Raw genomic sequence first — 26,493 nt, 5'->3', positions numbered from 1 at the left:
TTTCAATATATCACATTTCATCAATCAAAGTCAAGTTTTTTAGATGCGGCCGAGAGGACTTGAACCTCCACGGGGTTGCCCCCACTAGGCCCTCAACCTAGCGCGTCTGCCATTCCGCCACGACCGCATATTGTTAAAAAATCGACCGACTGGTGCGGGTGGAGGGACTTGAACCCCCACGCCAAAGGCGCCAGATCCTAAGTCTGGTGCGTCTGCCAATTCCGCCACACCCGCATACATGGTGAGCCATGGAGGACTCGAACCTCCGACCCTCTGATTAAAAGTCAGATGCTCTACCTACTGAGCTAATGGCTCATTACGTCAATGGCTGGGCTAGCTGGATTCGAACCAGCGCATCACGGAGTCAAAGTCCGTTGCCTTACCGCTTGGCTATAGCCCAATAAACAATTGAACATGTATGTTGAAACGCTATAAAAACTTTTTTTAATGGCGGTCCCGACGGGGATCGAACCCGCGATCTCCTGCGTGACAGGCAGGCATGTTAACCACTACACCACGGGACCAACAAGAGTGGAGGATGACGGGATCGAACCGCCGACCCCTTGCTTGTAAGGCAAGTGCTCTCCCAGCTGAGCTAATCCTCCGAAATAAAATGGAGTGAACAAAATGAGCACTCCAAAGGATGACCCGTACGGGATTCGAACCCGTGTTACCGCCGTGAAAGGGCGGTGTCTTAACCACTTGACCAACGGGCCATATTCATTATCTTCCTGGCGGAGAAGGCGGGATTTGAACCCGCGCGCCGTAAAAGAACGACCTAACGGTTTAGCAAACCGTCCCCTTCAGCCACTTGGGTACTTCTCCAATGGCTCCGCAGGTAGGATTCGAACCTACGACCGCTCGGTTAACAGCCGAGTGCTCTACCACTGAGCTACTGCGGAATAATAACAAAAGTGGCTCATACTACCCAACCAATATTATAGTTTAACTTTACTGCCTCTTCCTCTACTAGTATACTCAATGATGATGGATGCATCGAGGCAACTCGCAACTTATTCAAAGAAGCGTTGCTCGTCACTGAGCTACTGCGGAACAATCTAATCATTAGGACTGCTTATATTATATTTATTCTTTTTACGTCTGTCAACCGTCTTTTTCTCACTTGTTTTTTCTCGTTGAATAACGACGGCTTTTATAATTTAGCATATAAAGATTTGGCTTGTCAACACTCTCTTTTTATTTTTTTTAATTTTCCTCGACAGCGTCCACATACATATCGATTCGTATCCATCGCTCTTTTACGCACATATATATAATGGCATGATGTGCATTCATAATAATATTTCTTTCCTGTCTTTGCTAATACAACAGGTTTGCAAAAGCGTGGAGCTTGTACTTTTTGTAACAATTCTCGAAAATCACGATCACGATGGCGATAACCTTTTCCTTCTAAGTGCAAATGATAGTGGCATAATTCGTGCTTAATTACTTGAATGAGTTCTTCTTCCCCGTGTTGTTCGTAATATTTTCGATTCAGTTCAATGTTATGTGTAGAAAGTAAATACCTCCCGCCTGTCGTCTTTAACCGGTCATTAAATAGTGCTCGATGCCGAAATGGCTTATGAAATATATGTAACGATATGCGCTCAACAAGCTCCTGCAACTCGCGCTCATCCATTTTCTTTCCGTCCTTTCACCATTGGGCTCTTTTACTCATAACATAATAAAAAACAATTTGAAGGTGATCGTCATGCCGATGTGGCTAAAAAACCAAATGCGCCGTGCATATTATGAGAAAAATCGCGCTCAAATTAAACTTCTCAATCAATGTTGGTTTTTTTACCGGAAAACACACTGCTCATGACAGTGTGTTTTCCGATGTTGGAGGAATCATTGTTAAAGCAATGCGCTCTTTTTGCAAATCGACCGAATCAACCCATACTTTTACAATATCCCCGACTGACACAACATCAAGCGGATGTTTCACATATCGATTGCTTAGTTTGGAAATATGAACAAGTCCATCTTGTTTCACACCGATATCTACGAATACACCGAAATCGACGACGTTTCGTACTGTTCCCTCTAATTCCATACCTTTTTTCAAATCCTCCATCTTCAACACATGTTGCTTGAGGATTGGCTTCGGCAAATCATCGCGCGGATCGCGCTCTGGGCGCTTAAGTGCATCGATAATATCTTGGAGCGTCAATACCCCTATGTTCAATTCTTGTGCTGTTTCTTCTATATTTATCCCTTCAAGTGCAACTCGCAATTGCTCACTTCCGATCGCTTCTGTCGAAAAACCGAGGCGTCGTAACAATTGATACACTTCTTCATATCGCTCAGGGTGGATTGGTGTGCGGTCTAACGGCTCATCTCCATCTATGATGCGCAAAAACCCGATGCATTGCTCGTACGTTTTCGCTCCAAGGCGCGGAATATGTTTTAATTGCACACGATTTGTAAACTTCCCGTGTTCTTCACGGTATTTCACAATATTTTCGGCCACTGTCTTCGTTAAGCCAGATACATATTGCAGCAATGTTGGAGAAGCTGTATTCACGTTTACACCAACTTGGTTGACAACCGTTTCTACGACAAATTGCAACGATTGCTCAAGCTTTTTTTGCGACACGTCATGCTGATATTGCCCAACTCCTACAGACTTCGGATCAATTTTTACTAATTCAGCAAGCGGGTCTTGAACGCGTCGAGCAATCGATACAGCGCTTCGTTCCTCCACTTGCAGATGCGGAAACTCTTTACGCGCTAAATCTGATGCAGAATATACACTTGCCCCTGCTTCATTGACAATTAAATAAAACACGTTTCCTTCCCACTCAGAAATTGTATCAGCTACAAACTGCTCTGTCTCTCGCGATGCCGTTCCGTTTCCAATCGCAATTAACTCTACTTGATACATATGAAGCAATTGCTTTAATTTTTCTTTCGCTTTCTCCACCTCATTTTTCGGTGGATGTGGATAAATGACATCAATATGAAGTACCTTTCCGGTTTCATCGACGACGGCTAACTTACATCCTGTACGATATGCTGGGTCGATCCCTAAAACGACCTTGCCTTTTAACGGTGGTTGCAGCAGCAAGTTGCGTAAGTTTTCAGCGAAAATGTGGATCGCTCGTTCTTCCGCATGTTCTGTCAACTCATTTCGTACCTCTCGCTCAATAGACGGAGCAATCAAACGTTTATATGCATCTTCAATCGCCTCAGCAACAATGTCAGCTGCCGATGAGCGCTCATTTTGTATAACTTGTTTACGAATGTATGTAATGATTCGTTCAGCATCTACATCAATTGCAATGCGTAAAATTCCTTCATTTTCGCCGCGGTTCATTGCTAAAACACGGTGGGCAGGCGCTTTAGCGACCGGTTCACGGTGATCGTAATACATTTCAAATACACGCTTTTCGTCTTTTTCTACTTCTTTTCCAACAGAAACGATCATTCCTGTTTGCCACGTTTGCTGACGAATCCATTGACGAAGCGTGGCGTCATCGGACACTTTTTCAGCAATAATATCTTTCGCACCTTGGATCACTTCTTCGATCGTATGTACTTCTTTTTGCTCATCAATAAACAATTGTGCTCGTTCTGTAATCGACTCATTCGGAAACGTTAATAACCATTCTGCAAAAGGTTCCAACCCTTTTTCTTTCGCAATTGTCGCTTTTGTTCGTCGCTTTTGTTTATATGGACGATATAAGTCTTCTACTTCTTGCAGTTTCGTCGCTTTTGTAATCGCTTCTTTCAGTTCGTCCGTCAACTTTCCTTGTTCATCAATTAAACGAATCACTTCTTCTTTTCGCTTCGCTAAGTTTTGCAAGTAATGCCATTCATCTAAAATGGTGCGAATTTGCACTTCATCGAGCGCGCCAGTCATTTCTTTTCGGTAACGAGCAATAAACGGAATCGTATTCCCTTCCTCATAAAGCTGAATAACTTGTTGGACGTTGACAAACGGAATATGTAATTTCATAGCCAACTGCTTTAGTAGTTCCAAACAAAATTCCTCCTCTAAACAAAAATAGCTACACAATGTAGCTATTTTTCGACATATTAAAAATCAATAAGACCGAGACTAATTTGCAACGCTTCATCTACTTTATCCATCATCTCGTCATCTAGATGGGTAATCTTATCTGTCAGACGCTGTTTATCAATCGTCCGAATTTGTTCAAGCAAAATGACAGAGTCCCGTTCAAATCCGTAGCGCTTTGCGTCGATTTCAACATGTGTAGGCAACTTCGCTTTTTGGATTTGCGCAGTAATGGCAGCAACAATGACGGTTGGACTGAAACGGTTCCCAATGTCATTTTGAATAACAAGCACAGGGCGCACGCCCCCTTGCTCAGATCCCACTACTGGAGAAAGATCGGCAAAATACACGTCACCACGTTTGACAATCAAAAGATTACCCCCCGCTAACTAAGCGTTCAACGGTGTGGTCAGCTTCATATTCCGCAAGAAAAGCCTCCGATGCAAGCGACAAATTAATTTTCGCCATCTCCATATACCCACGTCTCATCGCTTCTCGAATTTGACGTTTTTTCCGTTCGCGGATGTACATTTTCATCGCTTGATAAATGAGCTCATTTCGGCTGCCGTTTTCTTGCTTCACAATTCCATCTAATTCGCTCACTAACGCCTGCGGTAACCGAATAACAATTTCTGTTGTTGCGCTGGATTCAGACACAAACACACACCTCCAACTAAACTACAACCACATAGTTGCTCCCAATTTACATCATACCATTTCATCATCGCGATGCAAAGTCATTTCCAGCATCATTCGTCCAAATTTTGTAGAAATTTTTCGAAAACAATCGTTCTCATTGCACCCATCTACTATAATACCGCATTTCTCACTTCAATTATACTCTTGTTTTTTAAAAAAATACGGGGAACACGATAACTAATTGTACAAGGAATTTCATAATTAATTGTGTTCAAATGGGTTGCAACATCATCAACAGAAATGCGTTCACCTTTTTGTTCACCGATGAGCGTCACTTTTGTACCGACAGGAAGCTCATACGGCAGACGAATCATCATTTGGTCCATACAAACACGTCCAACAATAGGGGCGCGCTTTCCATCAACAAGAACAGAAAAATGTTGCATACGACGTAACCAACCGTCTGCGTAACCGATTGGAACCGTACCAATCCACTCATCTACTTTTGCCTCATATGTCGCTCCATAGCTTATTTTTTCTCCAGCTTTCACCTTTTTTACATGCGTTAAACGACTATGGAGCGAGAACGCTTCTTTTAACGGATAAGGTAACAATGGTTTCATTTCTTGCGACGGTGCCAACCCATACATCGAGATGCCTAAGCGTACGGCATTAAATACTCGATCAGGATAACGCAGTCCCGCGGCGCTATTGGCGCAATGAATGAGCGGAGGTTTTGCAGGAAGCCACTCTAGCATGTGCATAAATGTATCGTATTGAAACGAAAAATAGTCAACATTTTGTTCATCGGCTGTTGCAAAATGCGTATATACTCCTTCAATAACAAACGATTCTTTTTGTTCCACTATGTTTACAATTCGTTGCACTTCTTCTTTCGTTTTAACTCCTAGTCGCCCCATCCCTGTATCCAATTTTATATGAACGTTCAACGGTTGCTCATACGGTCCATACATGAATGCTTGTTCAAACCAGTCGGCTCGAAAAACAGTTAACGCAATGTTTTGACTGGCGGCTAACGACGCATATTGAGGGTTTGTCGCTCCAAGTACGAGAATCGGTACGTCTAAAGAAACCCCTTTTTTTCTCAGCGCTAGCGCTTCATCTAAAAAAGCGACTGCTAATCTCGTTGCACCTGCTTCTAGCGCGGTTTTCGCTACTTGGATATCCCCATGTCCATAAGCGTTCGCCTTCACCACAGCAATGACTTCGACATGCGGACCGACATGCTGCTTCATCGATTGCACATTATAAAAAATGGCATCTAAATCAATTTCTGCCCATGTATCGCGATAAAATGCTTGATCCATCCTTCATACCCCTTCAAAAATGTGTTCACGTTTGATTATTTCTTTTCTCCTGGCGTCATGTCAACAAAAAAATAAAGACCCGCCATGCGAGTCTTACTTCATCATCTTTCCTTGTACGGAACGAGCAATCGCGACCATTTCATCTTTCGTTAAGTCTTGGGAAGCGAGAATAAAATCGACCCCTTTATACGTCCACGTCAACGTTCCGCTTGTCATTGCCCCAACCGCAAATCCTAAATCAACAGGCTCACCTTTAACCGTTGTCGATACGTTCGCTGTTGGTACAGCATGCGCTTTTTCTTGTACAAGCGTAAACGATTTTTCTCCGGCAAATGTCATGACAATTCGCTTGCCGTTTGCTGTTGTAAATTCTTTTTCTTCGACAAGTTTCACCCCATCGAGCTCATATGTCGGATACATGACTGGCACTGCTTGTTGATTCGCTTCTTTTGTTACTTCTTGTTCGTTTTCTAACTTCGCTCTCGTCATGTTTTTACTTACGTCAAAAGCATTATCATCAAACGCGGCGTTCCATTCTACTTTCGAAAACTCGACCGTTAACATCGGTTGCGAGTCAATATCCATAACGGTCACTTTGACTGGTGTTAAGTCTTTCTTGTTTAATGTAATCTCTTGTTTTGGCAACATTTTTTTGTTTTCGTAATTTGTTTTCGTTTGGAATATATAATGATTGTTTGTTGCTTTAAAGTCTGCTTTCGAATCAGCTAAAATGTCTTTCACGAGCGATTCATACAAGTATACTTGACTTGTATTTTGCGGCCAGTCGCTTTGAAAGCGAAAACTTTTATTTAACGCTGGCGTTAATACAAATACTCCTTCATCGTTACGCAAAATCATTTGATGTTGGTCACGCTGAGCATTTTTTAAGTTCACTCGGTAGTAGTTTGGCGACTTATGCCAAATTTCAATTTCATACACTTGTGGTTCTGTTCCTGTTTGAAGCGTCATTTTTGCTTCTGCTTTGTACCCAGACATCGTTTGCACTTTTTCATCGAGCGCTTTTAATACATCTTGTTGCGACTTTTCTCCGCAAGCGGCCAAACTGCCTACAACAAAAAGAAGCAGGCACCAAAAAAGCAATGTTCGTCTCATTTTTTCAACCCCTTTACCTCATTTGGACTTCCTTCATAAGCCATCATATGAGGTCAAGCGGGAGAATATGCAGACTAGCTTGACAAGCGTTCAATGATTACTTGAGCAACAGCATAATGTTCGCTATGAGAAATGGAGACGTGCACACGTTCAGTCAATGACGTGGAAACGATATATGGTTTACCGTTTTCATCATTTTGAATTTCAATATCGTGAAATGAAACATGTGTGCCAATCCCCGTCCCCACCGCTTTCGCATACGCTTCTTTTGCTGCAAAGCGCCCAGCCATAAACTCAACTTTTCGTTTTGACGATAATTGTTGAAAACGAATGCGCTCATTATGTGTTAAAATGCGGTCAATAAATTTTGGCTGTTGTTCGATCAATTGAGCAATACGACTTAACTCCACAATGTCAATCCCAATCCCGACAATCATCCATGTCCCTCCAATAAAGAAAAAGAAGCTATCTATGAAGACAGCTCCTATCGTTTCGCACGCGTTTTTGCTCCACGGCCACGCGTTTCATTGCGGCGTTGACGCGTCTGCACTTGTCGCTTTTTCTCTTTTTTCATCACCGGCGGCTCTTCTGTCAGCTGTACTGGCGTCATATCAGGCTCTTTCGTTAACATTTTAATACATGCGGCAACAAGTGAAACGGAATCGTGTTCTTCTAACAATTCTTCTGCTGCACGTTTGTAAAACGATAAATTGTTATGCTCAATTGTCGCCAGCAATTTTTCGATCGCTGCTCGTTGTTGACCTTCAAGCGCTTCATCTAACGTTGGCGGTTTCATACGATCCATTTTCCGCTTCGTCGTCTTCTCGATATGATGTAACTGTCCGATTTCACGAGGTGTAACAAACGTAATCGCCATTCCCGTTTTACCAGCACGTCCTGTGCGACCAATGCGGTGAACATAGCTTTCTGGGTCTTGTGGAATATCGAAATTATATACATGCGTCACACCAGAAATATCTAAACCGCGTGCAGCGACATCCGTTGCAACTAAAATATCAATCGAACCTTCTTTAAACTTACGCAGCACAGATAAACGCTTCGCCTGGCTTAAATCACCGTGAATGCCTTCAGCCGCATAACCACGCAAATTGAGCGCTTCTGCTAGCTCATCGACACGACGCTTCGTTCTTCCGAAAACGATCGCTAACTCAGGAGATTGGATATCTAATAAACGCGTTAACGTGTCAAACTTTTTCTTTTCTTGAATTTCAATGTAATATTGTTCAATGTTTGGAACTGTCATCTCTTTTGCTTTGACACGAACGAGCTCCGGATTGTTCATAAATCGCTCAGCGATACGACGAATCGGCTCTGGCATCGTCGCTGAAAAAAGAAGCGTCTGACGCTCTGTCGGCACGTGGCTTAAAATCGCCTCAATGTCTTCGACAAATCCCATGTTCAACATTTCATCTGCTTCGTCTAACACAACCGTATGCACGTTTTGCAAACGGAGCGTACGACGTTGAATATGATCAAGAATACGTCCTGGCGTACCGACAACAATATGTGGGTGCTTTTTTAATGCCCGAATTTGTCGCTCAATGTCTTGCCCACCGTAAATCGGCAACACGCGTACACGCTTCGTTGAACCGATTTTATATAACTCTTCGGACACTTGAATAGCTAACTCTCTCGTTGGCGCAACAACGATCGCTTGCACTGCATCGTTGTTCATATCAATTTTCTCAACAAGCGGAATGCCGAATGCCGCCGTTTTCCCTGTTCCTGTTTGCGCTTGACCAATGACATCACGATTTTGTAGACTAAGCGGAATCGTAGCCGCCTGAATCGGTGTTGCCTCTTCAAATCCCATTTTACTAACTGCTTTCATTACTTCTGGACTCAATCCAAATTCTTTAAATGTAACCAATGTTTTCATACTCCTTCTTCAAATAACTTACGAAAAAAGGCATTCCCGTATAGACGGAAGTGCCTTGTTGAAATTCATTCCGTAAATAGCTCTTGTTCATCATACCATTTTATGCATATGTTTTCAACAAATTGAACGTTTCTTTTTACTCATTTAACAAAGAAATGATTTCCTCTAACTTCATACCGCGAGATGCTTTTAATAAAATAACATCGCCCGCTCCCATCATCGCTTGTAAGTCTGCAGCTAATTGCGCCTTATTTGTATACGAACGAACACGTCCTTCGCTAAACCGCTTGCTTGCTCGTTCAGCGATCGCTTTGGCACGCTCTCCGTACGTAAGTACATAATCTATTTTTTGCGGATCGATCATCTCGCCAATTTGTTCGTGGAAAGCCATTTCTTGTTCACCTAATTCAAGCATATCGCCGACAACGGCAATTTTTTTACGATATTGTGTCAATTGTGCGAGCAACTGAAGCGCCGCTCGCATCGACGTCGGACTTGCGTTATATGCATCGTTAATGATCGTCACTCCGTCATGGCGTTTGATGACTTCTGTGCGCATTTTTGTAACAGATAAACGTGAAAATCCTTTCTTCATATCGGTCACATCAACAGAAGCGAAACGAGCGACTGCCATGGCTGCAAGAGCGTTCATGACATGGTGTCGGCCAAGAAGCGGCATATGAAACACTTCGTTTGGCCAATGATTTATTGTAAACGTCGTTCCGTCCGCTTGAATACGAATATCCGTTGGATAATAATCGTTTGCTGATGTCATGCCGAACGTTTGAACATGCGAAAGATTAGCGCTTTCCACACGCGTTTGCAATAACGGTTCATCTCCGTGATAAATAAACAGTCCGTCACGTTTTAGGCCTTTTACAATTTCAAACTTCGCTGTTGCAATTCCTTCACGCGAACCGAGCTCTTGTAAATGCGATTCACCAATATTTGTAATAATCGCCACATCTGGTTCAACTATGGTAGAGAGTAATTCAATCTCTCCAAACCCACTCATCCCCATTTCAACGACTGCATATTCTGTTTCTTCTTTGAGGCGGAGAAGCGTTAGCGGCACACCAATATGATTATTTAAATTCCCTTCCGTCTTTTGCACACGATATACCGTTCCAAGCAAAGAGGCGATCATATCTTTTGTCGTCGTTTTTCCATTGCTCCCTGTCACACCGATCATGCGTGTGCGAAGTTGTTTTCGATACGCATGAGCTAGCTGTTGCAATGCAACGAGCGAATCATCAACAAAAATGAGCGGCACATCTTTCGGAGCATTTGGCTCATTTGTACTCCATAGCGCAGCCGCTGCGCCTTTTTCAAACGCCTGCATGACGAATTGATGACCGTTAAATGTCGCTCCTTTTAGCGGAACGTACAAATTTCCTTGCTCAATTGTACGCGTATCTGTCGACACACCGTGAATGACAACGGAAGCAAAGCGCTCATCCACCGTGCTGTTCGGAATCATTGTTTGAATATTAGCTAATGAACGTTTAATCATATCATCACCTTAAAACACATACGTAATGTTTTGTTTTTCTTCATATCGCTCAATCGCTAGTTGAATAAGGCGTTCAATTAACTCCTCGTACGATACGCCAGTATGTTTCCATAAAAGCGGGAACATGCTAAATGGGGTGAAGCCTGGCATCGTATTGACTTCGTTAATATACGCCTCCCCATCTGCCGTCAAGAAAAAGTCGGCGCGGACTAATCCAGCTAAATCGAGCACTTTAAAAGCGGTAAGCGCCATTTGTTTCATCGTTTCGTATTCTTTATCTGTAATGTTCGCTGGAATAACTAATTCTGTATTTCCATCGACATATTTTGCTTCGTAATCGTAAAATTCTTTTTTCGGCACAATTTCCCCAACAACAGAGCAAATTGGCTCATCGTTTCCGATCACCCCAATTTCTACTTCACGGCCAACAATCGCTTCTTCGACGATTACTTTTCGATCGTAACGAAACGCCTCTTGGAATGCCACTTGTAGCTGCTCACGGTTTTTACATTTACTTATTCCTACGCTCGAACCAGCATTGGCTGGTTTGACAAAACACGGATAGCCAAGCTCACGTTCTACTGTTTCATATACGTTTTCTTCATGTTTTTCCCATTCTTTTTTCAAGAAAAAGACGTAACGTGCTTGTTTTAATCCCGCTTGCGCAAACAGTTGTTTCATAACAACCTTATCCATACCGACAGCTGATGCTAACACACCGTTCCCAACATACGGTACGTTTAATAATTCTAACATCCCTTGCACCGTTCCATCTTCTCCGTTCGGCCCGTGTAAAAGAGGGAAAATAACATCAATGCGCTCTTCTTTTTTTTCCGAACGATTTGCAATAGACGCAAGCGCTGGTAAACCTTGTTGAAAAGCAAGCTGCTTCACATGTTGCACTTCCCCTTCAATCGCTTCCCCACGCAGCCATTCTCCATTGGTCGTAATGTAAATGGGGACGACACGAAACTTTTCTTTATTTATGGCATTAATGACCGAACGTGCCGTTTGTAATGATACTTTATGTTCAGGCGATTTGCCGCCGTATAATACACCTAACGTCATTTTCATGTTCGTTCCTCCTCGACTATACGTTCACTTCATTTATTGTAGCACAACTACTTTTTTATTTATATGGTGAAACGAGCCTAGATGGTGACAATGCATATCATTTCCCTGTTTGGAAACGATAAAAATACAAAAAGGAAAAAGGTGTGTGTATATGAATACGGTGCAAATGTTATTCGTGTTAATGTTATCGATCGGTCTTATGAATCATGTTATCATCATTCCTGTTTTACTTGAAATTGCTGGGCGGGATGCGTGGATCTCGACCGTCATTGGGCTTGTGTTGCTTGTCATGTTTCTTCCTCTCATTTATTTTCCTATCAAACAATCACAACAAACGCACATCTTTCAATGGCTAAAAGAAAATATCGGTGCCCCAATGGCCTATTTTATCGCTTCTGTCACATGTTTATATTTACTTCTCATTAGTATTGTGACATTAAAAGATACAACAACGTTTACAACGACCTCATATTTAACGGGTACACCGAACTGGGCGATTATTGTAACACTTTGTATCATTTGTTTTTATAATGCTTCGATTGGCTTGCCATCGATCGCCAAAACGTCAGGTATTATTTTACCTTTCGTCGTATTGTTCGGTATATTTGTCGCTTTAGCGACGATCCCGCATAAAAATTATGAGCTGTTAAAACCGATGCTCGAAAACGGCTGGATGCCCATTTGGAAGGGAGTGATGTACGTCGCTACCGGATATGGTGAAATTGTTCTTTTACTGTTTATGCAACAACAAATGAAAACGGACATTTCTTTTATGAAACTCGTTTTATTCGGGCTTGTCGCTGCCAGTCTATCGATCGGACCGACAATTGGAGCCATTACAGAGTTTGGACCGACAGAAGCTAGTCATTTGCGTTATCCGGCTTTTGAGCAATGGAGAATGGTGAATTTAGGAACATATTTAGAGCATTTTGATTTTTTATCCGTGTATCAATGGCTAGCGGGCGCATTTATTCGCATTTCGCTTGCGACAGCGCTCATTCCAGAGCTATTTGACATAACAAATAAAGCCTCGCGACGTTGGATATTAATATTTGTATACGTTGTCATTTTCTCCGCCGCGATGGCACCGATGAGCGATGACACGTTTTTTCATATGTTAAAAAAATGGCTGCTACCGATTTCGTTTTTCTTTATTTGTTTTCTTTCGACGTTATTGTGCGTACTAGCGTTAGCGATACGTATAAAAGAAAGGAGAGCGTCCGCATGACCGCTGAAATCATTGTCGATGGACAAACGCTAAAAGAACATTTTTCGCAATGTAAAGATGTTGTGATTATGCCAGCGACCATTTATTCAGAAGAACGAAAGCCCCTCTCGCTTATTTTCATTTATTGTGAAGAATTATGTGACACGAAGTTACTCAAACAATTTATTTTCCCAACAATTACAAGCATGGGACAACGATATCCGCTATATTCAGTGACAGATATTGAAAAATATAAACAAATGCCTCTTCATTTAATCGGAAAATCGGTCTCTGCCCAACAACTAGATTTTATCGTTTTTAATGGGGACTTAGTGATTTACTTTGTGGAAGCGGAAGCGATGTATTCCATTTCGCTTGCCAATCCACCGAACCGTAATCCGGAGGAACCAAACACAGAAGTATCCATTCGCGGACCGAAAGACGGCTTTATTGAAGAAGTGGCAAAAAACGTAGCGCTCATCCGAAAGCGGCTAAAAACGAGCAGCTTGCACGTTGAACAAGTATTAATTGGTAAGAGAAGCCGGACGAAAGTTAATATTTTATATATTGAAGATATTATTAATCAAGAAACCGTTGAGGAATTAAAGCGGCGATTAAGTACAATCAACATTGATGCCTTAACAGGAACAAATCAGTTAGAAGAATTGTTAAGCGAAAAATATATTTCGTTATTTCCTGTTTTCGCTTACTCTGGACGCCCTGATTTTGTCGTCAACGCACTACTGAGCGGACGATTCGCAGTCTTTATTGACGGCTCACCAACAGCCTTAATTGGCCCGACAAACTTAACGTTTTTATTAAACACATCTGAAGACAATAGTACATCGTTTGTGTTCGTGACATTTCAACGCATTATTCGACTAATCGGGGTGAGCGTCGCTGTATTTTTACCGGGACTTTGGGTCGCTATTACAACATACCACCAAGATCAGTTGCCGTTTACATTGTTGGCAACAATCGTTCTCGCAAGGCAAGGAGTACCGCTCCCCGCCCCGCTTGAAGCGTTTATTATGATCAGTTTATTTGAAATTTTTAAAGAAGCGGGCATGCGGCTTCCAATTGCGATTGGACAAACATTATCCGTCGTCGGCGGTCTTATTATCGGTCAAGCCGCCATTAACGCTGGACTAGCGGCACCCGGAACACTCGTTGTCATGGCAACATCTGTCATTGCCACGTTTACGCTCGTGAATCAATCGCTTGCTGGGACGGTGTCCATTTTACGATTTATCGTCCTTGCTGCATCTTCTATACTAGGACTTTTCGGTTTTATCGCATCAATGTTTTTTCTGCTAATTTATACAGCTAATTTAACGTCGTTTGGTGTTCCTTATTTAGCCCCTCTTTCCCCTATAACAGGTGATATATGGAAAGTGGTTATTACAAGTGGGTGGAAAAAATTCAAACGTCGTCCGAAAATGTTAAAAACAAATGATAGCACACCGGGTGACGAATCATGACTCGCGCGCTTATTTGTTGTTTTTTTTGTTTCTTTTTAACTGGGTGCTGGGGAATGAAAGAAATTGATCATCTGGCTTATATTCATGTGATCGGCGTAGACTACGAAGACGGGCAAGTGATCGCCTACGCCCAACTTATTAGTTTTACAGGACTTGCGAAAGTCGAAGCGGGCGGAGGGAAACAAAAATCAACGGTGACCGTTGGAAAAGCGAAAGGGGAGACGTTTAACGTTGCAACAGATCGGCTATATTATGCGATTCAACAAGGTGTATCATGGGGGCATGTGAAAGGGATCGTCTTTACAGAACGAGCGCTCAAAAAAGGACTCGTGCGAGATGTCATTGATGTACTTGATCGTTACAACGAAATTCGCCATACAATCTGGACATTTACAACAACCGAATCGATTGAACATATTTTTGAAACAACACCATTTTTAGATTACTCACCATATTTTTCTTTGCTCGCTAATCCGACAGACATTTACAAACAAAGTTCTTTTATTCAACCGAAGCGCTTGAACGAATTGATTGCTGCTTCTAATGAACAAGCGGTTGTTTTTCCGCTCCCTTCCCTTGCAATTGAAAAGAAAAGTTGGAAAGAAAATAAAAAGGCAAAACCGATGTTAAAAATGGATGGCGTCTGTTTCTTGCATCGTTACAATAAACGAGCATGTATCCCACGCCATAAACTTGACGGGTTGCGCTGGGTGACAAAAGGCACAGGACGAACACCCATTTACATTCAACCAGACGGAAATATGATTGGCACACTCGTCGTGCGCGAACCGAAAGCAAGCATATCGTACAAAATAAAAAATGGTCGTCCTGTATTTACAATTGATGTACAAGCAAAAGGAAGCATCATTGAACTTCGCGAACAAATGTCTGAAAAACAAATTATTGAATACGCAACAAAAACAGTAAAGAATGAATTGGAAAGTCTATTCCAACTCGGCGTAAAAGAAGGGGTCGATACGCTTCAATTATCAAACGCTTTATATCGTCAAAACGTCAATGACTGGCGCAAATATACGACAAACGGATTCGTTTCACTGACAAATGATACGTTACAACAAATCAATGTCCAATTAAGCATTGACACATATGGAAAGTCAAAAAAATAAAAGCGATGAGCAGCTCTCATCGCTTTTTCGTTGCATATATATTCGCTTCAATCCATTCGGCAAGCGCTTCTTGCGCTGTTTTTTCACACCCTAACCAATACTGTTTCATTCGTTTTTCTAATTGATTCATTTCCTCATCGTCCATTAATACACGCAATAATTGTTGATCGTACGGCTCATTGTCATTGAGAAAATAAATGAGCTCTTTTTTTCTTAAATAGCGCAAATTCATTTGTTCTTGTCCAGGTAAATAAGAAAGAGTAAAAGCAGGCAGTTTTTTTGCGAGCACTTCACTCATCGTGACACCACCCGGCTTTGTCACAACCGCATCAACTTCATCATACAATTCGTTCATTTTTGCTCGATCGGAGATATATCGAAACGGACGGATACGCGGGTCGTTCCAACTTTTTAATTCTTCATATAAATTTTCATTTTTACCGCATAAAACAGAATACGTTAACTGTGAATGGTTAGCGTTTTTTAAAAATTGTTTCATCTTCCCTAGTCCTTGATTGCCGCCAGCCACTAAAATGTGTTTATTCATTCGTCGCTTTATTTTTTGCACAGGTACAATATGTTCATGAATCGGAATGCCTGTCACAATAACGCGATGACGCTCCATACGAAATCTCGTACATAGCGATCGTTTCGCTTCCTCATGAGGAACAAAGTGATAGTCAATCGCTGTTTTTCCCCAAATGCCGCTCAAAAAAAAGTCTGTATATACGTTTATCACAGGTACCGTTATAGCTCCTCTTTGTTTCAATCGCTGCAACACGTGTGAAGGAAACGAATGCGTACATATGACGAGATCCGGTTTTTTCTCTTGAAGAAGACGTTTCATCTTCTTTTCAAAATAAAGCAACCACGGTTCCATCGCTGGTTGTTCAAATTTTTTCATCCATCGTTGGTACATCCATTCATATGAGTGCGGTGATAGCGAAATCCAGCGAAGATAAAAGTCCGCTACTCGTCTTTCCATTTGTTCGTTACAATAACTTAAGAAATCAAGTTTTTCGCAAGAAACGTTAGGAAAACGATGTTGCAATGAATATATAAGCGCATCGGCCACTTGATGATGGCCAGATGACATTTGAAACAAAGGTAGTACGAGAATGTTCATCATTATGCGAACTCCCTTTAATTTGTTTTTCTTCTTTTCACATATAGCCCAATGAAAAATAAACTAAAAAACACAATCATTATCCATGGTAATAAGTAAAGAGGAATATGTATACGCTCCCCAAGAAACTTCCCGACAAATATAAATAAACTAATCCAAAACGCTGATCCAGCAAACGACAAAAAAAGAAACGGGAGAAATGGAACGCGAACAACTCCAGCCATGTATGGAGATAACTGACGAACACCCGGAATAAAATAGCCAAATGTAATAATCCAAGGAGCGCGTTTTCGAAAGTGGCGATAAACATACCGATAACGCCGACGATGAAAACCAATATAATGTCCATATTTAAATAACAGCGCTGAACCGAATGTATAGCCAGCCATATAGGCAACAACCATCCCAACTGTCGCCCCAGAAATCGCGAAAAATAAACTTTTGAATAAATGTAATTGATCGTGTGAAATAAATATGCCCACGAAAAACAGAAGTGACTCTTCGGGTGCAGGGATGCCGACAATACCGAAAAATAATGATAGAAACAATACAATATAACCGTGGGATTGAATATACATGAAAATGTCGTTCGCTTCCATTTCTCCGTTCCCCTTTATTGTTCGTTCACTTTTACCCATTGAACAGAAGAATGTTGCAATAATTGTTCTAATGCTCGTAACATGTTCGCTGGTGCATGTTGATCAGCTCCGATGGTCGAACCGCTATCATGCAATACGATGATCGCCCCATCTTTTATACTATTCGTTAATCGTTCATAAAGCCGCTCAACGCTCATTGAAGCTTTCCAATCACCAAGAATATATGTCCACATGACGATTTTATACTTTTTTTGCATCAGCACCGTCCATATGTTTAAATGTCCCCATGGCGGACGATAGTATACCGGACGAACGCCTGTCATGTGCTCAATGACACGTGCTGATCGTTCAAGCTCCCATTCCGTAACAAACGGCGGAAGAAACCAGTTGCTCGTATGGTAATAATGGTGCAAACCGATCGTATGCCCTTCCTCATACATTCTTTTAATAAGATGTGGATATTTTTTCGCCTTCCAGCCGACAACGAAAAACGTCGCTTTTACATTGTATTTTTTCAATAAATCAAGCAACTGAGGCGTGTACACCGGATCTGGACCATCGTCAAACGTCAATGCTACACCGTTTTTCACCTTCTTTTGTACACGAAGTGAGAAAATGCGGACAATCAACGTTGGGAATATGCTATAAATGAGAAATAGTGTGATGAGCCATATGTAAATCAAACGTCAAATCCCCTTTCTCGATTATACAAAAAGATACATGAAGTATGGAACAAAGAGCGTTTTTTAAAAAACAAATGGAGCTTTCTTTTCATCGACACAACATGCAAATGTTGTCGATTTCCGGGGAAATTTCCCGAAAAAAAGGCGATGTTAGAACACATCGCCTCCATTGTACCATATGTCTTGACAACTACACAGGGTAAACCCCATGCTTTCGTTCAGAAAATACCACATATTTCGACATATATGCATCTAATCGTCGAATGAGTTCAGAACGCAACTCATTTGGCGCAATAATGCCATCGACAACCATTTCAGAAGCAAGTCGGTAAATATCGATGTCTTTTCGATATTCTTCACGTTTTTGCTCAATAAAAGCGGCTCGCTCTTCTTCTGGCAGTTCAGCAATTTTATTGGCATATACCGCATTCACGGCTGCTTCTGGTCCCATGACAGCAATTTGTGCATGTGGGAAAGCTAAGCAACAATCCGGTTCAAAGGCTGGACCTGCCATAGCATATAATCCTGCTCCGTATGCTTTTCTGACAATGATTGAAATTTTCGGCACGGTTGCTTCTGACATCGCTGAAATCATTTTTGCACCATGACGAATGATTCCCGCTCGTTCCACTTTCGTTCCGATCATAAAGCCAGGGATGTCTGCTAAAAAGATGAGCGGAATATGAAACGCATCGCAAAGTGTAATGAATTTCGCAGCTTTATCTGCTGAATCGTGAAACAACACGCCGCCCTTCATGCGCGGTTGATTAGCGATAATCCCAACCGGTTGGCCGTTGATGCGTGCAAGACCTGTAATGAGTTCAGGTGCAAACAACTTTTTTATTTCACAAAACGTTCCTTCATCGATCACGCGGTCGATTAAATCGTACATATTGAACGGGGCATTTTGATTTTTCGGAATGATTTCTTCAATCGTTTTATCAAACGCCTTTGGCTCTCTTGGCTCCGCCACCGGCGGTTTTTCACTAAAATTGGCTGGAAAGTACGACAAATATTTACGTGCAAAGGCGATCGCTTCTTCTTCCGTTTTCACAAGCACATCACCGCAACCTGAAACTGAACAATGCATGCGAGCGCCACCCATCTCCTCAAGTGTCACTTTTTCACCGATAACCATTTCCGCCATGCGCGGTGAACCGAGATACATCGACGCGTTTCCTTCGACCATAATAACGATATCACAAAACGCAGGGATGTATGCACCACCTGCTGCTGATGGTCCGAACAATAAGCAAATTTGCGGAACTTTTCCAGACAATTTAACTTGATTGTAAAAAATACGTCCTGCTCCTCGTCGTCCTGGGAACATTTCAATTTGATCCGTGATGCGCGCACCAGCGGAATCGACTAAATATAAAATAGGGCATCGTAGTTTGTCAGCCGTTTCTTGAATGCGAATAATTTTTTCTACTGTTCTTGCTCCCCATGAACCTGCCTTGACGGTCGAATCATTTGCCATGACGCATACCGTTTGTCCGTTAATTTTTCCGACCCCTGTCACGACACCATCTGCCGGCAGTCCGTCCGCTAAACAGTTTGCGAAAAATGCATCTTCAAATTGTAGTCCTTCATCAAATAACAGTTTCAAGCGATCGCGCACAAACAATTTCCCTTGCTCAGCGTTTTTTTCGTGATATTTGCGCGCTCCCCCTTGTTCAATTTGTTTTCGTTTTTGTTGTAGTTGTTCAACAAGCGATAATTGTTCGTTTGAAATCATACCTTACTCCCCTTTGTACACCGGTTTTCGTTTTTCTTTGAATGCTTGTAACCCTTCTAACCGATCGTTTGTATGAATCGTTCGCTCATATGCCATTTGTTCAATGACAAGCCCTGTATGCATATCGACTTGCACGCCATGGTTTATTGCTGCTTTCGCTTGAGCAACGGCAATCGGGGCGTTATTCGAAATCGCTGTCGCGATTGTAAACGCCTCATCTAACAATTGTTCAGCAGAAACGACGCGCTCGACTAAACCAATCCGCTCCGCTTCTTGTGCTGAAATGCGCCTTGCTGTATAAATCATCTCTTTTGCGCGCCCGATACCAATCAGCCGTGGAAGACGTTGCGTCCCTCCTGCACCGGGAATGATGCCAAGCGCTGTCTCTGTCAGTCCCATCGTGGCATGTTCAGCAGCGATGCGAATATCACATGCGAGCGCCAATTCAAGTCCACCGCCAAAAGCTCCACCGTTCAGGGCACAAATGACAGGTTGGGGCAATTGTTCGAATCCGTTGATCGTCTCTCGAATGAGCGCAACCGTTTGACGCACTTGTGTTTCATTCATTTTTGCCCGCTCTTTTAAATCTGCCCCTGCGCAAAATGTTTTTTGTCCCGCACCTGTGACAATGACTGCCCGCACGTTCCGATTTAACTTCAGTTCCGCTTGAATGCGCTGCAGTTCGTTTAACATTTTTAATGAAAGAGCGTTCGCCGCATCCGGTCGATTTAGCGTGACAACCGCGATCCCTGCATCAATCGTAGAATAAAGGACAGCTTCCATCATTATACATTCCCCCTTACAACGTTCAGGTGATGGCTCGTAAGCGGACGGCCAATTTTCTCTTCTATCCATCGTGCTGCTTCTGTTAAAGGTTCTAGCTGGACACCGCATTCGATCCCCATTTGTGTAAGCATATATACTAAATCGTCTGTCGCTAAATTCCCAGATGCCCCTGGAGCATACGGGCAACCACCTAACCCACCGAGTGAGCTATCAAAAATGGTTATGCCCATTTGCAGCGATGCAAACACGTTTGCAAGCGCCATACCGCGCGTATTATGAAAATGAAGTGCTATCTTCTCAGCTGGAAACCGCTTCAACAGCCGTTCTAATGTTTGTTGGACTTGGACAGGATTCGCGACACCGATCGTATCACCGAGCGACAGCTCATCAATCCCAAGCTCAAACAATCGTTCAGAAACAGAGATGACGCGTTCAATGCTGACTGCTCCTTCGTACGGACAACCGAACACAGTTGATACGTAACCGCGAACTGTTTTGTTTTCTCGCTTCGCTTCGTCAATCACTTCTTTTAACACAACATACGTTTCTTCCATCGATTTATTAATATTTTTTCGATTATGTGTTTCGCTTGCCGACATAAATACAGCGACTTCATCAATATTCGCTGCTAGCGCACCTTCTAATCCTTTTTTGTTTGGCACAAGCGCAGCATATGTCACTCCTTCTACTCGCTCAATGCGGGAAGCGACTTCATACGCATCGGCAAGCTGCGGAATCCATTTCGGATGGACAAACGACGTCACTTCAATATATGTCAATCCCGTTTGCGAAAGTTGATTAATCCATGCAATTTTATCTTCCGTTTGAATAAATGTCGGCTCATTTTGTAACCCGTCACGCGGACCAACTTCTTTCACTGTTACGCGCATACATACCCCCCTATTCGATTTCGATTAATACGTCCCCTTCGTTTACGAAATCTCCCTCTTGTACACGAATCGCTTTGACTACCCCACCTACTTGTGAAGCGACTGGTATTTCCATTTTCATCGATTCCAAAATGACAACATCTTGTCCTTCTTCAACGACATCACCTACTTGCACAACAATTTTCCATACGTTCCCTGCCATCAATGCGACAACTTCATGCATGTGTTTTGCCTCCTTTTTTCATATACGTATTCACAAAGTTTGTTGTCGTATGCCCTTGTTGAAATGCTTCATGTGTCAATACAGCCATTAACATCGGTATATTCGTTTTAATTCCTTCGATTTTATATTCATGTAATGCTTCAATCATCGTTGCGATAGCTGTTTGTCGATCACTTCCTTTGACAATACATTTAGCAATCATCGGATCGTAAAAAGGGGTAACGACAGAACCGCTTTGTACCGCAATTTCATGGCGTACATGTTCCCCGCTCGGCAGTTGTAAAGATGTAATCGTTCCAGGAGAAGGGAAAAATGTGTTTGGATCTTCGGCGTAAATACGCACTTCAATCGCATGCCCTTCTCGTTTTACTTCAGCTTGTGAAAAAGGAAGTTTTTCTCCCGCTGCAATGCGTAGTTGTTGTTCGACAATGTCAATGCCTGTAATTTCTTCTGTGACAGGATGTTCTACTTGCAGACGTGTATTCATTTCAAGAAAATAAAAGTTTTTTTGTTCATCCACGAGAAATTCAATCGTCCCTGCGTTTGTATATCCAATATGTTTTGCTGCTTGTACAGCTGCCTCTCCCATTTTTTTGCGCGTTTCTTCGTCTAAAAACGGGGATGGGGCTTCTTCAACAACTTTTTGATGTCGGCGTTGAATGGAGCACTCTCTTTCCCATAAATACACGCAGTTTCCATGTTGATCGGCTAACAGTTGAATTTCAATATGGCGCGGATTATCAATATATTTTTCGACATACATCGCTCCATCTCCAAAAAAGGAAGCGGCACGATTTTTGTTTCCTTCAAATGCTTTGCGTAGCTGCTCTTCGTCATAAACAAGTTGCATGCCAATCCCTCCGCCGCCTGCCGATGCTTTCAACATGACCGGATAGCCGATGTTGTTTGCTACATGTACTGCTTCATCGACATCAGCAAGCGGAAAGGAGATGCCGGGCACAATCGGCACCCCTGCTTCCGCCATCGTTTGTCTTGCTTCAATTTTACTCCCCATTTTCGCGATGACATCCGGTTTTGGACCGATAAAGACGATCCCTTCCTCTTCGCATCGACGAGCAAATGTTGCATTTTCTGAAAGCAAACCGTAGCCAGGGTGAATAGCTTCCGCGTTCGTTTCTTTTGCAATCGAAATGATTTTTTCGATATTTAAATAGCTCTCATTCACGCGAGCTTTTCCAACCATATGCGCCTCATCCGCTTGTTTTACATGAAGCGAGTCGGCATCCGCCTCCGAATAGATGGCGACCGTTTGAATGCCGAGCTTTTGGCACGTGCGAATGATACGTAAAGCAATTTCCCCTCGATTAGCAATAAGTACTTTTGAAAACATGCTCTTCCTCCCTTATACATGCTTTTTCTGTTCGACTCGTTCACGCGCCCATTCGCGCAATTTAAATTTTTGAATTTTCCCTGATGCAGTCATCGGATATGATGTTGTAAATTCGATATATCGCGGAATTTTATGGCGCGATATGCGCCCTTCACAAAACGAACGAATGTCTTCGGCGGTAGCGTGTTCTCCTTCTTTCAAAATGATCCACGCCATCACTTCTTCTCCATACGTTTCATCTGGAACACCAACAACTTGCACATCGAGCACTTTTGGGTGTTTGTATAAAAATTCTTCAATTTCCCGCGGATAAATATTTTCTCCACCACGAATGATCATATCTTTTAATCGCCCTGTAATGCGGAAGTAACCGTTCTCATCCATAACCGCTAAGTCTCCTGTATGCAACCAGCCTTCCTCATCAATCGCCTCGCGCGTCGCAGCAGGGTTGTTATAATATCCTTTCATGACATGGTATCCGCGCGTACATAACTCACCTTGAACACCCGGTGGCACTTCTTGATTTGTAGCTGGGTCGACAATTTTCACTTCCACATGTGGAAGTGCGCGTCCTACCGTTTCTACTCGCAATTCGATCGGATCGTCCGTACGCGTCTGTGTAATGACAGGTGAAGATTCCGTCTGTCCGTATGCAATAGTAATTTCTTTTGCTCCCATCTTTTCAATGACTGCTTTCATCACTTCAATCGGGCAGTTCGATCCTGCCATAATACCTGTGCGTAAAGAAGATAAATGATATGATGCAAAATCAGGATCGTTTAATTCCGCGATAAACATCGTTGGCACGCCATGGAGCGCCGTACATTTCTCATCTTGCACCGTCTGCAACACTTGTTTTGGATGGAATTGCTCAAGAGGTACCATTGTTGCCCCAACTGTCACACAAGCAAGCGTTCCGAGCACGCAACCGAAACAATGGAAAAACGGTACAGGAATACATAAACGATCTTCTTTTGTTAATTTCATGCACTCAGCAATGTAATACGCGTTATTGACAATGTTATGATGTGTAAGCATGACGCCTTTTGGGAATCCTGTCGTTCCTGAGGTATATTGCATGTTGATGACATCATGTGGTTCGAGGGAGTTCATTCGTTCATCTAGTGCTGCGTCTTCGACATATTCCGCCATGGCTAAGAGGTCGTTCCATGAAAATGTTCCAGGATAACGTTGTTCACCTAATACGATGACGTTTCGTAGTTGTGGAAGTCGTTTTGCCCGCAGTTTTCCAGGTTCACAATAAGCAAGTTCAGGTGCAATTTCGTAAATCATGTCGATATAAGAAGCGTCGCGGTACTGTTCCATTAAAATAATCGTTGTGGCATCGGATTGCTTTAACAAATATTCGAGTTCTGCTGTGCGATAATTTGTGTTTACTGTAACAAGTACTGCTCCCATTTTTCCTGTCGCAAACTGGCATGTAAGCCATTCCGGTTTATTCGTTGCCCAAACAGCAATGTGCTCTCCCACTTCAATGCCAAGTTTCATCAATCCTTTCGCAACGAGGCGACAGTAATCGTTGAATTGACGATACGACCAACGCAATTGACGGTCCGCATACACAACCGCTTCATGATCGGGATGGATGGACGCTTTTTGTTCAAGCAACTGACCAACTGTAATATGAAGCATGCTTCCCCCCCTCTAGCATCCTAGTTGACGAGCAATGACTAGCCGCTGAATTTCTGATGTTCCTTCGCCAATTTCCATCAGTTTGATGTCGCGAAGATGACGTTCAACGCCGTATTCTTTCATATATCCGTATCCACCGTGAATTTGAATCGCTTGATTACAAATATGAAATCCTGTTTCGGAAGCAAATAATTTTGCATACGCTGCTTCTTTTGTAAACGGCTTGCCTTGATCTTTTAACCATGCCGCCTTGTACACCATATTGCGCGCAAGCTCCAATTGCATTGCCATGTCAGCAAGTTTAAACTGGATGGCTTGAAATTTCGCGATTGGTTGCCCGAACTGTTTTCGCTCCTTTGCATACTGAAGCGCTTTCTCGAATGCGGCTTGCGCGATGCCGACAGCTAACGCCGCAATGGAAATGCGTCCTCCATCTAGCGTATATAAAAACTGCTTAAATCCTTTTTTCGGATCGCCTAATATATTTTCTTTTGGCACACGTACATCTTGCAAAACAAGCTCACACGTATTGGATGCACGAACGCCCATCTTGTCATAATGACAATTAATCGAAAACCCTGGCGTATCCGTCGGAACGATGAGCGCAGAAATGATATTTTTTCCTTGTTCATCCTTTCCTGTGACAGCGGTTACAATCACTTGGCGGGCATAACCTGCATTTGTAATCCAACATTTTTCTCCGTTAATGACGTACTCATCGCCATCTAGAATCGCGCGCGTTTGCGTTCCGCCCGCATCAGACCCTGCGTTTGGTTCCGTCAATCCGAACGAGCCGAATGCCTCCCCTTTTGCCATCGGTACAAGCCACTCTTTCTTCTGCTCTTCTGTTCCGAAATAGTAAATTGGACTAGCACCGAGCGATACAGCTGCTGCATAACTTAACCCTGTTCCGCCACACGCTCGACCAATTTCTTCAACCGCAATCGCATACGAAATCGTGTCTCCACCAGAACCGCCATATTGTTCAGGGAACGGAATGCCAAACAGTCCAAGCTCGCCCATTTTTTTGAACGTCTCAATTGGAAAAACGGCCTCCTCATCCCATTTCGACGCGTATGGGGCAATTTCCTTTTCCGCAAAATCGCGAACCATCTCTTTAATCATTTGTTGTTCTTTCGTTAATTCAAAATGCATCGCTTTTCTCCTCCTCTATAAAAATGAAAATATATGAAACCAACAAGCCTGTTTTGATAGCAAACCGACTAGTTGGTCTGTACGCTATGCAACATTCGTCATTCGTCGCCCACATGCGACAAAAGAAATGACGAAATATCTTCATCTCGCTTCGCCTCTTCTGTCAAAAGCGAATGTAAAATTAAATCATTAAAGGCTGTGGCGATTTGTTCAATCGACATCGGTCCATCAGGCTTATACCATTTATACATCCAGTTCACCATGCCGATGATCGACAATCCCGCAATTTCAATAGGCACTTCTGCACGAAATTGTTTTGCTTCAATACCTTCACGAAGCACTTGAAAAATAATTTGCTTATACTGCTCACGTTTTGCGTTAATTTTTTCAGCGTATTCCGGCTTTAAATATGCTGCCTCTTGATTGAACACTGTAATGTGCGGTTTATATATATGGAAAACCCTTACAAACGACTGGATGATTGCACATAGCCGTTTAGTTGGTGTCTTATATTTTACATATGCTTCTTGCGCTTTATTTAGCACATACGTAATAAATACATCATGAATATGGTAAAGCAGTTCGTCTTTCGACTTAAAATTATGATAAAATCCCCCTTTTGACGCTCCACATTCAGCAACAATTCGATCAACCGTCACCCCGTGATATCCATATTTTTCAAACAACGTGAGCGCCGTTTCAATAATGCGGTCTTTTAATTGCTTTTCAACCATGCGTACAAACTCCTTTTTGTTGTATTTTAACACAATTTTCAGAAAAGTTAAATGATTTTCTCGTTCTAACAAGTAGTATTTTATTAAGAAAAAAGAAACTATTGAAATGTTTTACATTTTTAAATATAATAATATTCAGAAAATTTTAAAAG

At 42.4% G+C, this 26,493-nt stretch carries 25 protein-coding genes and 9 tRNA genes; 4 read left to right on the top strand and 30 right to left on the bottom strand.

Annotated features, from left to right (window positions below):
* Positions 1 to 44 precede the first annotated feature (44 nt).
* The 10 genes from AFK25_RS01160 to AFK25_RS01115 all read right to left on the bottom strand — a co-directional run bounded on the left by AFK25_RS01160 (position 45) and on the right by AFK25_RS01115 (position 1,639).
* A tRNA-Leu gene (locus tag AFK25_RS01160) sits at positions 45 to 127 on the bottom strand.
* 23 nt (positions 128 to 150) lie between these two features.
* Positions 151 to 234: transfer RNA gene (locus tag AFK25_RS01155), tRNA-Leu, on the bottom strand.
* A 5-nt stretch (positions 235 to 239) separates the two neighbouring features.
* Positions 240 to 315 (bottom strand) — tRNA-Lys (locus AFK25_RS01150).
* 10 nt (positions 316 to 325) lie between these two features.
* Positions 326 to 400: transfer RNA gene (locus tag AFK25_RS01145), tRNA-Gln, on the bottom strand.
* Between the two features lie 48 nt (positions 401 to 448).
* Positions 449 to 524: transfer RNA gene (locus AFK25_RS01140), tRNA-Asp, on the bottom strand.
* 8 nt (positions 525 to 532) lie between these two features.
* Positions 533 to 605 (bottom strand) — tRNA-Val (locus tag AFK25_RS01135).
* 39 nt (positions 606 to 644) lie between these two features.
* A tRNA-Glu gene (locus AFK25_RS01130) sits at positions 645 to 716 on the bottom strand.
* 16 nt (positions 717 to 732) lie between these two features.
* Positions 733 to 825 (bottom strand) — tRNA-Ser (locus AFK25_RS01125).
* A gap of 2 nt (positions 826 to 827) precedes the next feature.
* Positions 828 to 902: transfer RNA gene (locus AFK25_RS01120), tRNA-Asn, on the bottom strand.
* Positions 903 to 1,183: 281 nt separating this feature from the next.
* On the bottom strand, positions 1,184 to 1,639 hold the full coding sequence (locus tag AFK25_RS01115) for a SprT family protein (RefSeq protein WP_035067685.1): 456 nt from the start codon (positions 1,637 to 1,639) through the stop codon (positions 1,184 to 1,186).
* A 72-nt stretch (positions 1,640 to 1,711) separates the two neighbouring features.
* On the opposite strand from AFK25_RS01115, the gene cmpA reads away from it, so the two are divergent.
* Positions 1,712 to 1,825 carry a cortex morphogenetic protein CmpA gene (gene cmpA / locus AFK25_RS14950; RefSeq protein ID WP_012573928.1) on the top strand — a complete coding sequence of 38 codons (114 nt, stop codon included), beginning with the start codon at positions 1,712 to 1,714 and terminating at the stop codon, positions 1,823 to 1,825.
* On the opposite strand, the gene AFK25_RS01110 is transcribed toward cmpA, so the two are convergent.
* The 9 genes from AFK25_RS01110 to AFK25_RS01070 form a co-directional block, all read right to left on the bottom strand.
* A complete protein-coding gene (locus AFK25_RS01110) occupies positions 1,820 to 3,985 on the bottom strand; it encodes a Tex family protein (protein WP_026011467.1) in 2,166 nt (721 codons plus the stop codon). The genes cmpA and AFK25_RS01110 overlap by 6 nt on opposite strands.
* A 56-nt stretch (positions 3,986 to 4,041) precedes the next feature.
* Positions 4,042 to 4,392, bottom strand: coding sequence for a type II toxin-antitoxin system endoribonuclease NdoA (gene ndoA / locus AFK25_RS01105; protein ID WP_003253417.1), 351 nt, complete (start codon positions 4,390 to 4,392; stop codon positions 4,042 to 4,044).
* 4 nt (positions 4,393 to 4,396) lie between these two features.
* Complete coding sequence (locus tag AFK25_RS01100) at positions 4,397 to 4,678, bottom strand: CopG family ribbon-helix-helix protein (RefSeq protein WP_003398486.1); 282 nt, start codon at positions 4,676 to 4,678, stop codon at positions 4,397 to 4,399.
* Positions 4,679 to 4,830: 152 nt separating this feature from the next.
* Positions 4,831 to 5,988 carry an alanine racemase gene (alr, locus tag AFK25_RS01095; RefSeq protein WP_009362369.1) on the bottom strand — a complete coding sequence of 386 codons (1,158 nt, stop codon included), beginning with the start codon at positions 5,986 to 5,988 and terminating at the stop codon, positions 4,831 to 4,833.
* A 93-nt stretch (positions 5,989 to 6,081) separates the two neighbouring features.
* Positions 6,082 to 7,101 (bottom strand): LolA family protein, encoded by a 1,020-nt coding sequence (locus tag AFK25_RS01090; RefSeq protein ID WP_009362370.1) that lies wholly within the window; start codon positions 7,099 to 7,101, stop codon positions 6,082 to 6,084.
* Positions 7,102 to 7,175: 74 nt separating this feature from the next.
* Positions 7,176 to 7,538 carry a holo-ACP synthase gene (acpS, locus tag AFK25_RS01085; RefSeq protein WP_009362371.1) on the bottom strand — a complete coding sequence of 121 codons (363 nt, stop codon included), beginning with the start codon at positions 7,536 to 7,538 and terminating at the stop codon, positions 7,176 to 7,178.
* 47 nt (positions 7,539 to 7,585) lie between these two features.
* Positions 7,586 to 8,992, bottom strand: a complete 1,407-nt coding sequence (gene cshA, locus AFK25_RS01080; protein WP_009362372.1) for a degradosome RNA helicase CshA — start codon at positions 8,990 to 8,992, stop codon at positions 7,586 to 7,588.
* A 145-nt stretch (positions 8,993 to 9,137) separates the two neighbouring features.
* On the bottom strand, positions 9,138 to 10,514 hold the full coding sequence (locus AFK25_RS01075; RefSeq protein WP_035067683.1) for a UDP-N-acetylmuramoyl-tripeptide--D-alanyl-D-alanine ligase: 1,377 nt from the start codon (positions 10,512 to 10,514) through the stop codon (positions 9,138 to 9,140).
* Positions 10,515 to 10,523: 9 nt separating this feature from the next.
* Positions 10,524 to 11,588: a D-alanine--D-alanine ligase gene (locus AFK25_RS01070; RefSeq protein ID WP_019416575.1), complete on the bottom strand. Its 1,065-nt coding sequence runs from the start codon at positions 11,586 to 11,588 to the stop codon at positions 10,524 to 10,526.
* Positions 11,589 to 11,739: 151 nt separating this feature from the next.
* Here AFK25_RS01070 and AFK25_RS01065 point away from each other — a divergent pair, with 151 nt between their 5' ends.
* Genes AFK25_RS01065 through AFK25_RS01055 form a run of 3 tightly spaced genes read left to right on the top strand, consistent with a single transcriptional unit; the run spans position 11,740 to position 15,403 of the window.
* A complete protein-coding gene (locus AFK25_RS01065) occupies positions 11,740 to 12,816 on the top strand; it encodes a GerAB/ArcD/ProY family transporter (protein WP_035067681.1) in 1,077 nt (358 codons plus the stop codon).
* Positions 12,813 to 14,276 carry a spore germination protein gene (locus tag AFK25_RS01060; protein WP_035067679.1) on the top strand — a complete coding sequence of 488 codons (1,464 nt, stop codon included), beginning with the start codon at positions 12,813 to 12,815 and terminating at the stop codon, positions 14,274 to 14,276. The genes AFK25_RS01065 and AFK25_RS01060 overlap by 4 nt, the downstream gene beginning before the upstream one ends.
* The gene (locus AFK25_RS01055) at positions 14,273 to 15,403 is read left to right on the top strand and encodes a Ger(x)C family spore germination protein (RefSeq protein ID WP_035067677.1); all 1,131 of its coding nucleotides are present in this window, start codon (positions 14,273 to 14,275) and stop codon (positions 15,401 to 15,403) included. The genes AFK25_RS01060 and AFK25_RS01055 overlap by 4 nt, the downstream gene beginning before the upstream one ends.
* A gap of 16 nt (positions 15,404 to 15,419) precedes the next feature.
* Here AFK25_RS01055 and AFK25_RS01050 read toward each other — a convergent pair whose 3' ends face one another.
* From AFK25_RS01050 to AFK25_RS01000, 11 genes are all read right to left on the bottom strand, one after another.
* Positions 15,420 to 16,532, bottom strand: coding sequence for an MGDG synthase family glycosyltransferase (locus tag AFK25_RS01050; RefSeq protein ID WP_035067675.1), 1,113 nt, complete (start codon positions 16,530 to 16,532; stop codon positions 15,420 to 15,422).
* A gap of 14 nt (positions 16,533 to 16,546) precedes the next feature.
* Positions 16,547 to 17,128: a DedA family protein gene (locus AFK25_RS01045; protein ID WP_009362379.1), complete on the bottom strand. Its 582-nt coding sequence runs from the start codon at positions 17,126 to 17,128 to the stop codon at positions 16,547 to 16,549.
* A gap of 14 nt (positions 17,129 to 17,142) precedes the next feature.
* Complete coding sequence (locus AFK25_RS01040; protein ID WP_081957769.1) at positions 17,143 to 17,811, bottom strand: polysaccharide deacetylase family protein; 669 nt, start codon at positions 17,809 to 17,811, stop codon at positions 17,143 to 17,145.
* 190 nt (positions 17,812 to 18,001) lie between these two features.
* Positions 18,002 to 19,549 carry an acyl-CoA carboxylase subunit beta gene (locus AFK25_RS01035; RefSeq protein WP_009362381.1) on the bottom strand — a complete coding sequence of 516 codons (1,548 nt, stop codon included), beginning with the start codon at positions 19,547 to 19,549 and terminating at the stop codon, positions 18,002 to 18,004.
* A 3-nt stretch (positions 19,550 to 19,552) separates the two neighbouring features.
* Entirely contained in the window at positions 19,553 to 20,335 is a 783-nt protein-coding gene (locus tag AFK25_RS01030) for an enoyl-CoA hydratase (RefSeq protein WP_009362382.1), read from the bottom strand.
* The gene (locus AFK25_RS01025; protein WP_035067673.1) at positions 20,335 to 21,225 is read right to left on the bottom strand and encodes a hydroxymethylglutaryl-CoA lyase; all 891 of its coding nucleotides are present in this window, start codon (positions 21,223 to 21,225) and stop codon (positions 20,335 to 20,337) included. Before AFK25_RS01025 ends, AFK25_RS01030 begins: the two co-directional genes overlap by 1 nt.
* Before the next feature lie 10 nt (positions 21,226 to 21,235).
* Positions 21,236 to 21,448 carry an acetyl-CoA carboxylase biotin carboxyl carrier protein subunit gene (locus tag AFK25_RS01020; protein ID WP_009362384.1) on the bottom strand — a complete coding sequence of 71 codons (213 nt, stop codon included), beginning with the start codon at positions 21,446 to 21,448 and terminating at the stop codon, positions 21,236 to 21,238.
* A complete protein-coding gene (accC, locus tag AFK25_RS01015) occupies positions 21,441 to 22,799 on the bottom strand; it encodes an acetyl-CoA carboxylase biotin carboxylase subunit (RefSeq protein WP_035067671.1) in 1,359 nt (452 codons plus the stop codon). Before accC ends, AFK25_RS01020 begins: the two co-directional genes overlap by 8 nt.
* Positions 22,800 to 22,811: 12 nt before the next feature.
* A complete protein-coding gene (locus tag AFK25_RS01010; protein ID WP_035067669.1) occupies positions 22,812 to 24,452 on the bottom strand; it encodes an AMP-binding protein in 1,641 nt (546 codons plus the stop codon).
* Between the two features lie 12 nt (positions 24,453 to 24,464).
* Positions 24,465 to 25,607, bottom strand: coding sequence for an acyl-CoA dehydrogenase (locus tag AFK25_RS01005; protein ID WP_035067667.1), 1,143 nt, complete (start codon positions 25,605 to 25,607; stop codon positions 24,465 to 24,467).
* A gap of 98 nt (positions 25,608 to 25,705) precedes the next feature.
* Positions 25,706 to 26,341 carry a TetR/AcrR family transcriptional regulator gene (locus AFK25_RS01000; RefSeq protein ID WP_035067666.1) on the bottom strand — a complete coding sequence of 212 codons (636 nt, stop codon included), beginning with the start codon at positions 26,339 to 26,341 and terminating at the stop codon, positions 25,706 to 25,708.
* Positions 26,342 to 26,493 lie beyond the last annotated feature (152 nt).

Source organism: Anoxybacillus gonensis (assembly GCF_001187595.1).
Lineage (GTDB): Bacteria > Bacillota > Bacilli > Bacillales > Anoxybacillaceae > Anoxybacillus > Anoxybacillus gonensis.
Note: the sequence above shows the minus strand (reverse complement) of the source record. Positions and strands in the feature narration are given on the sequence as shown.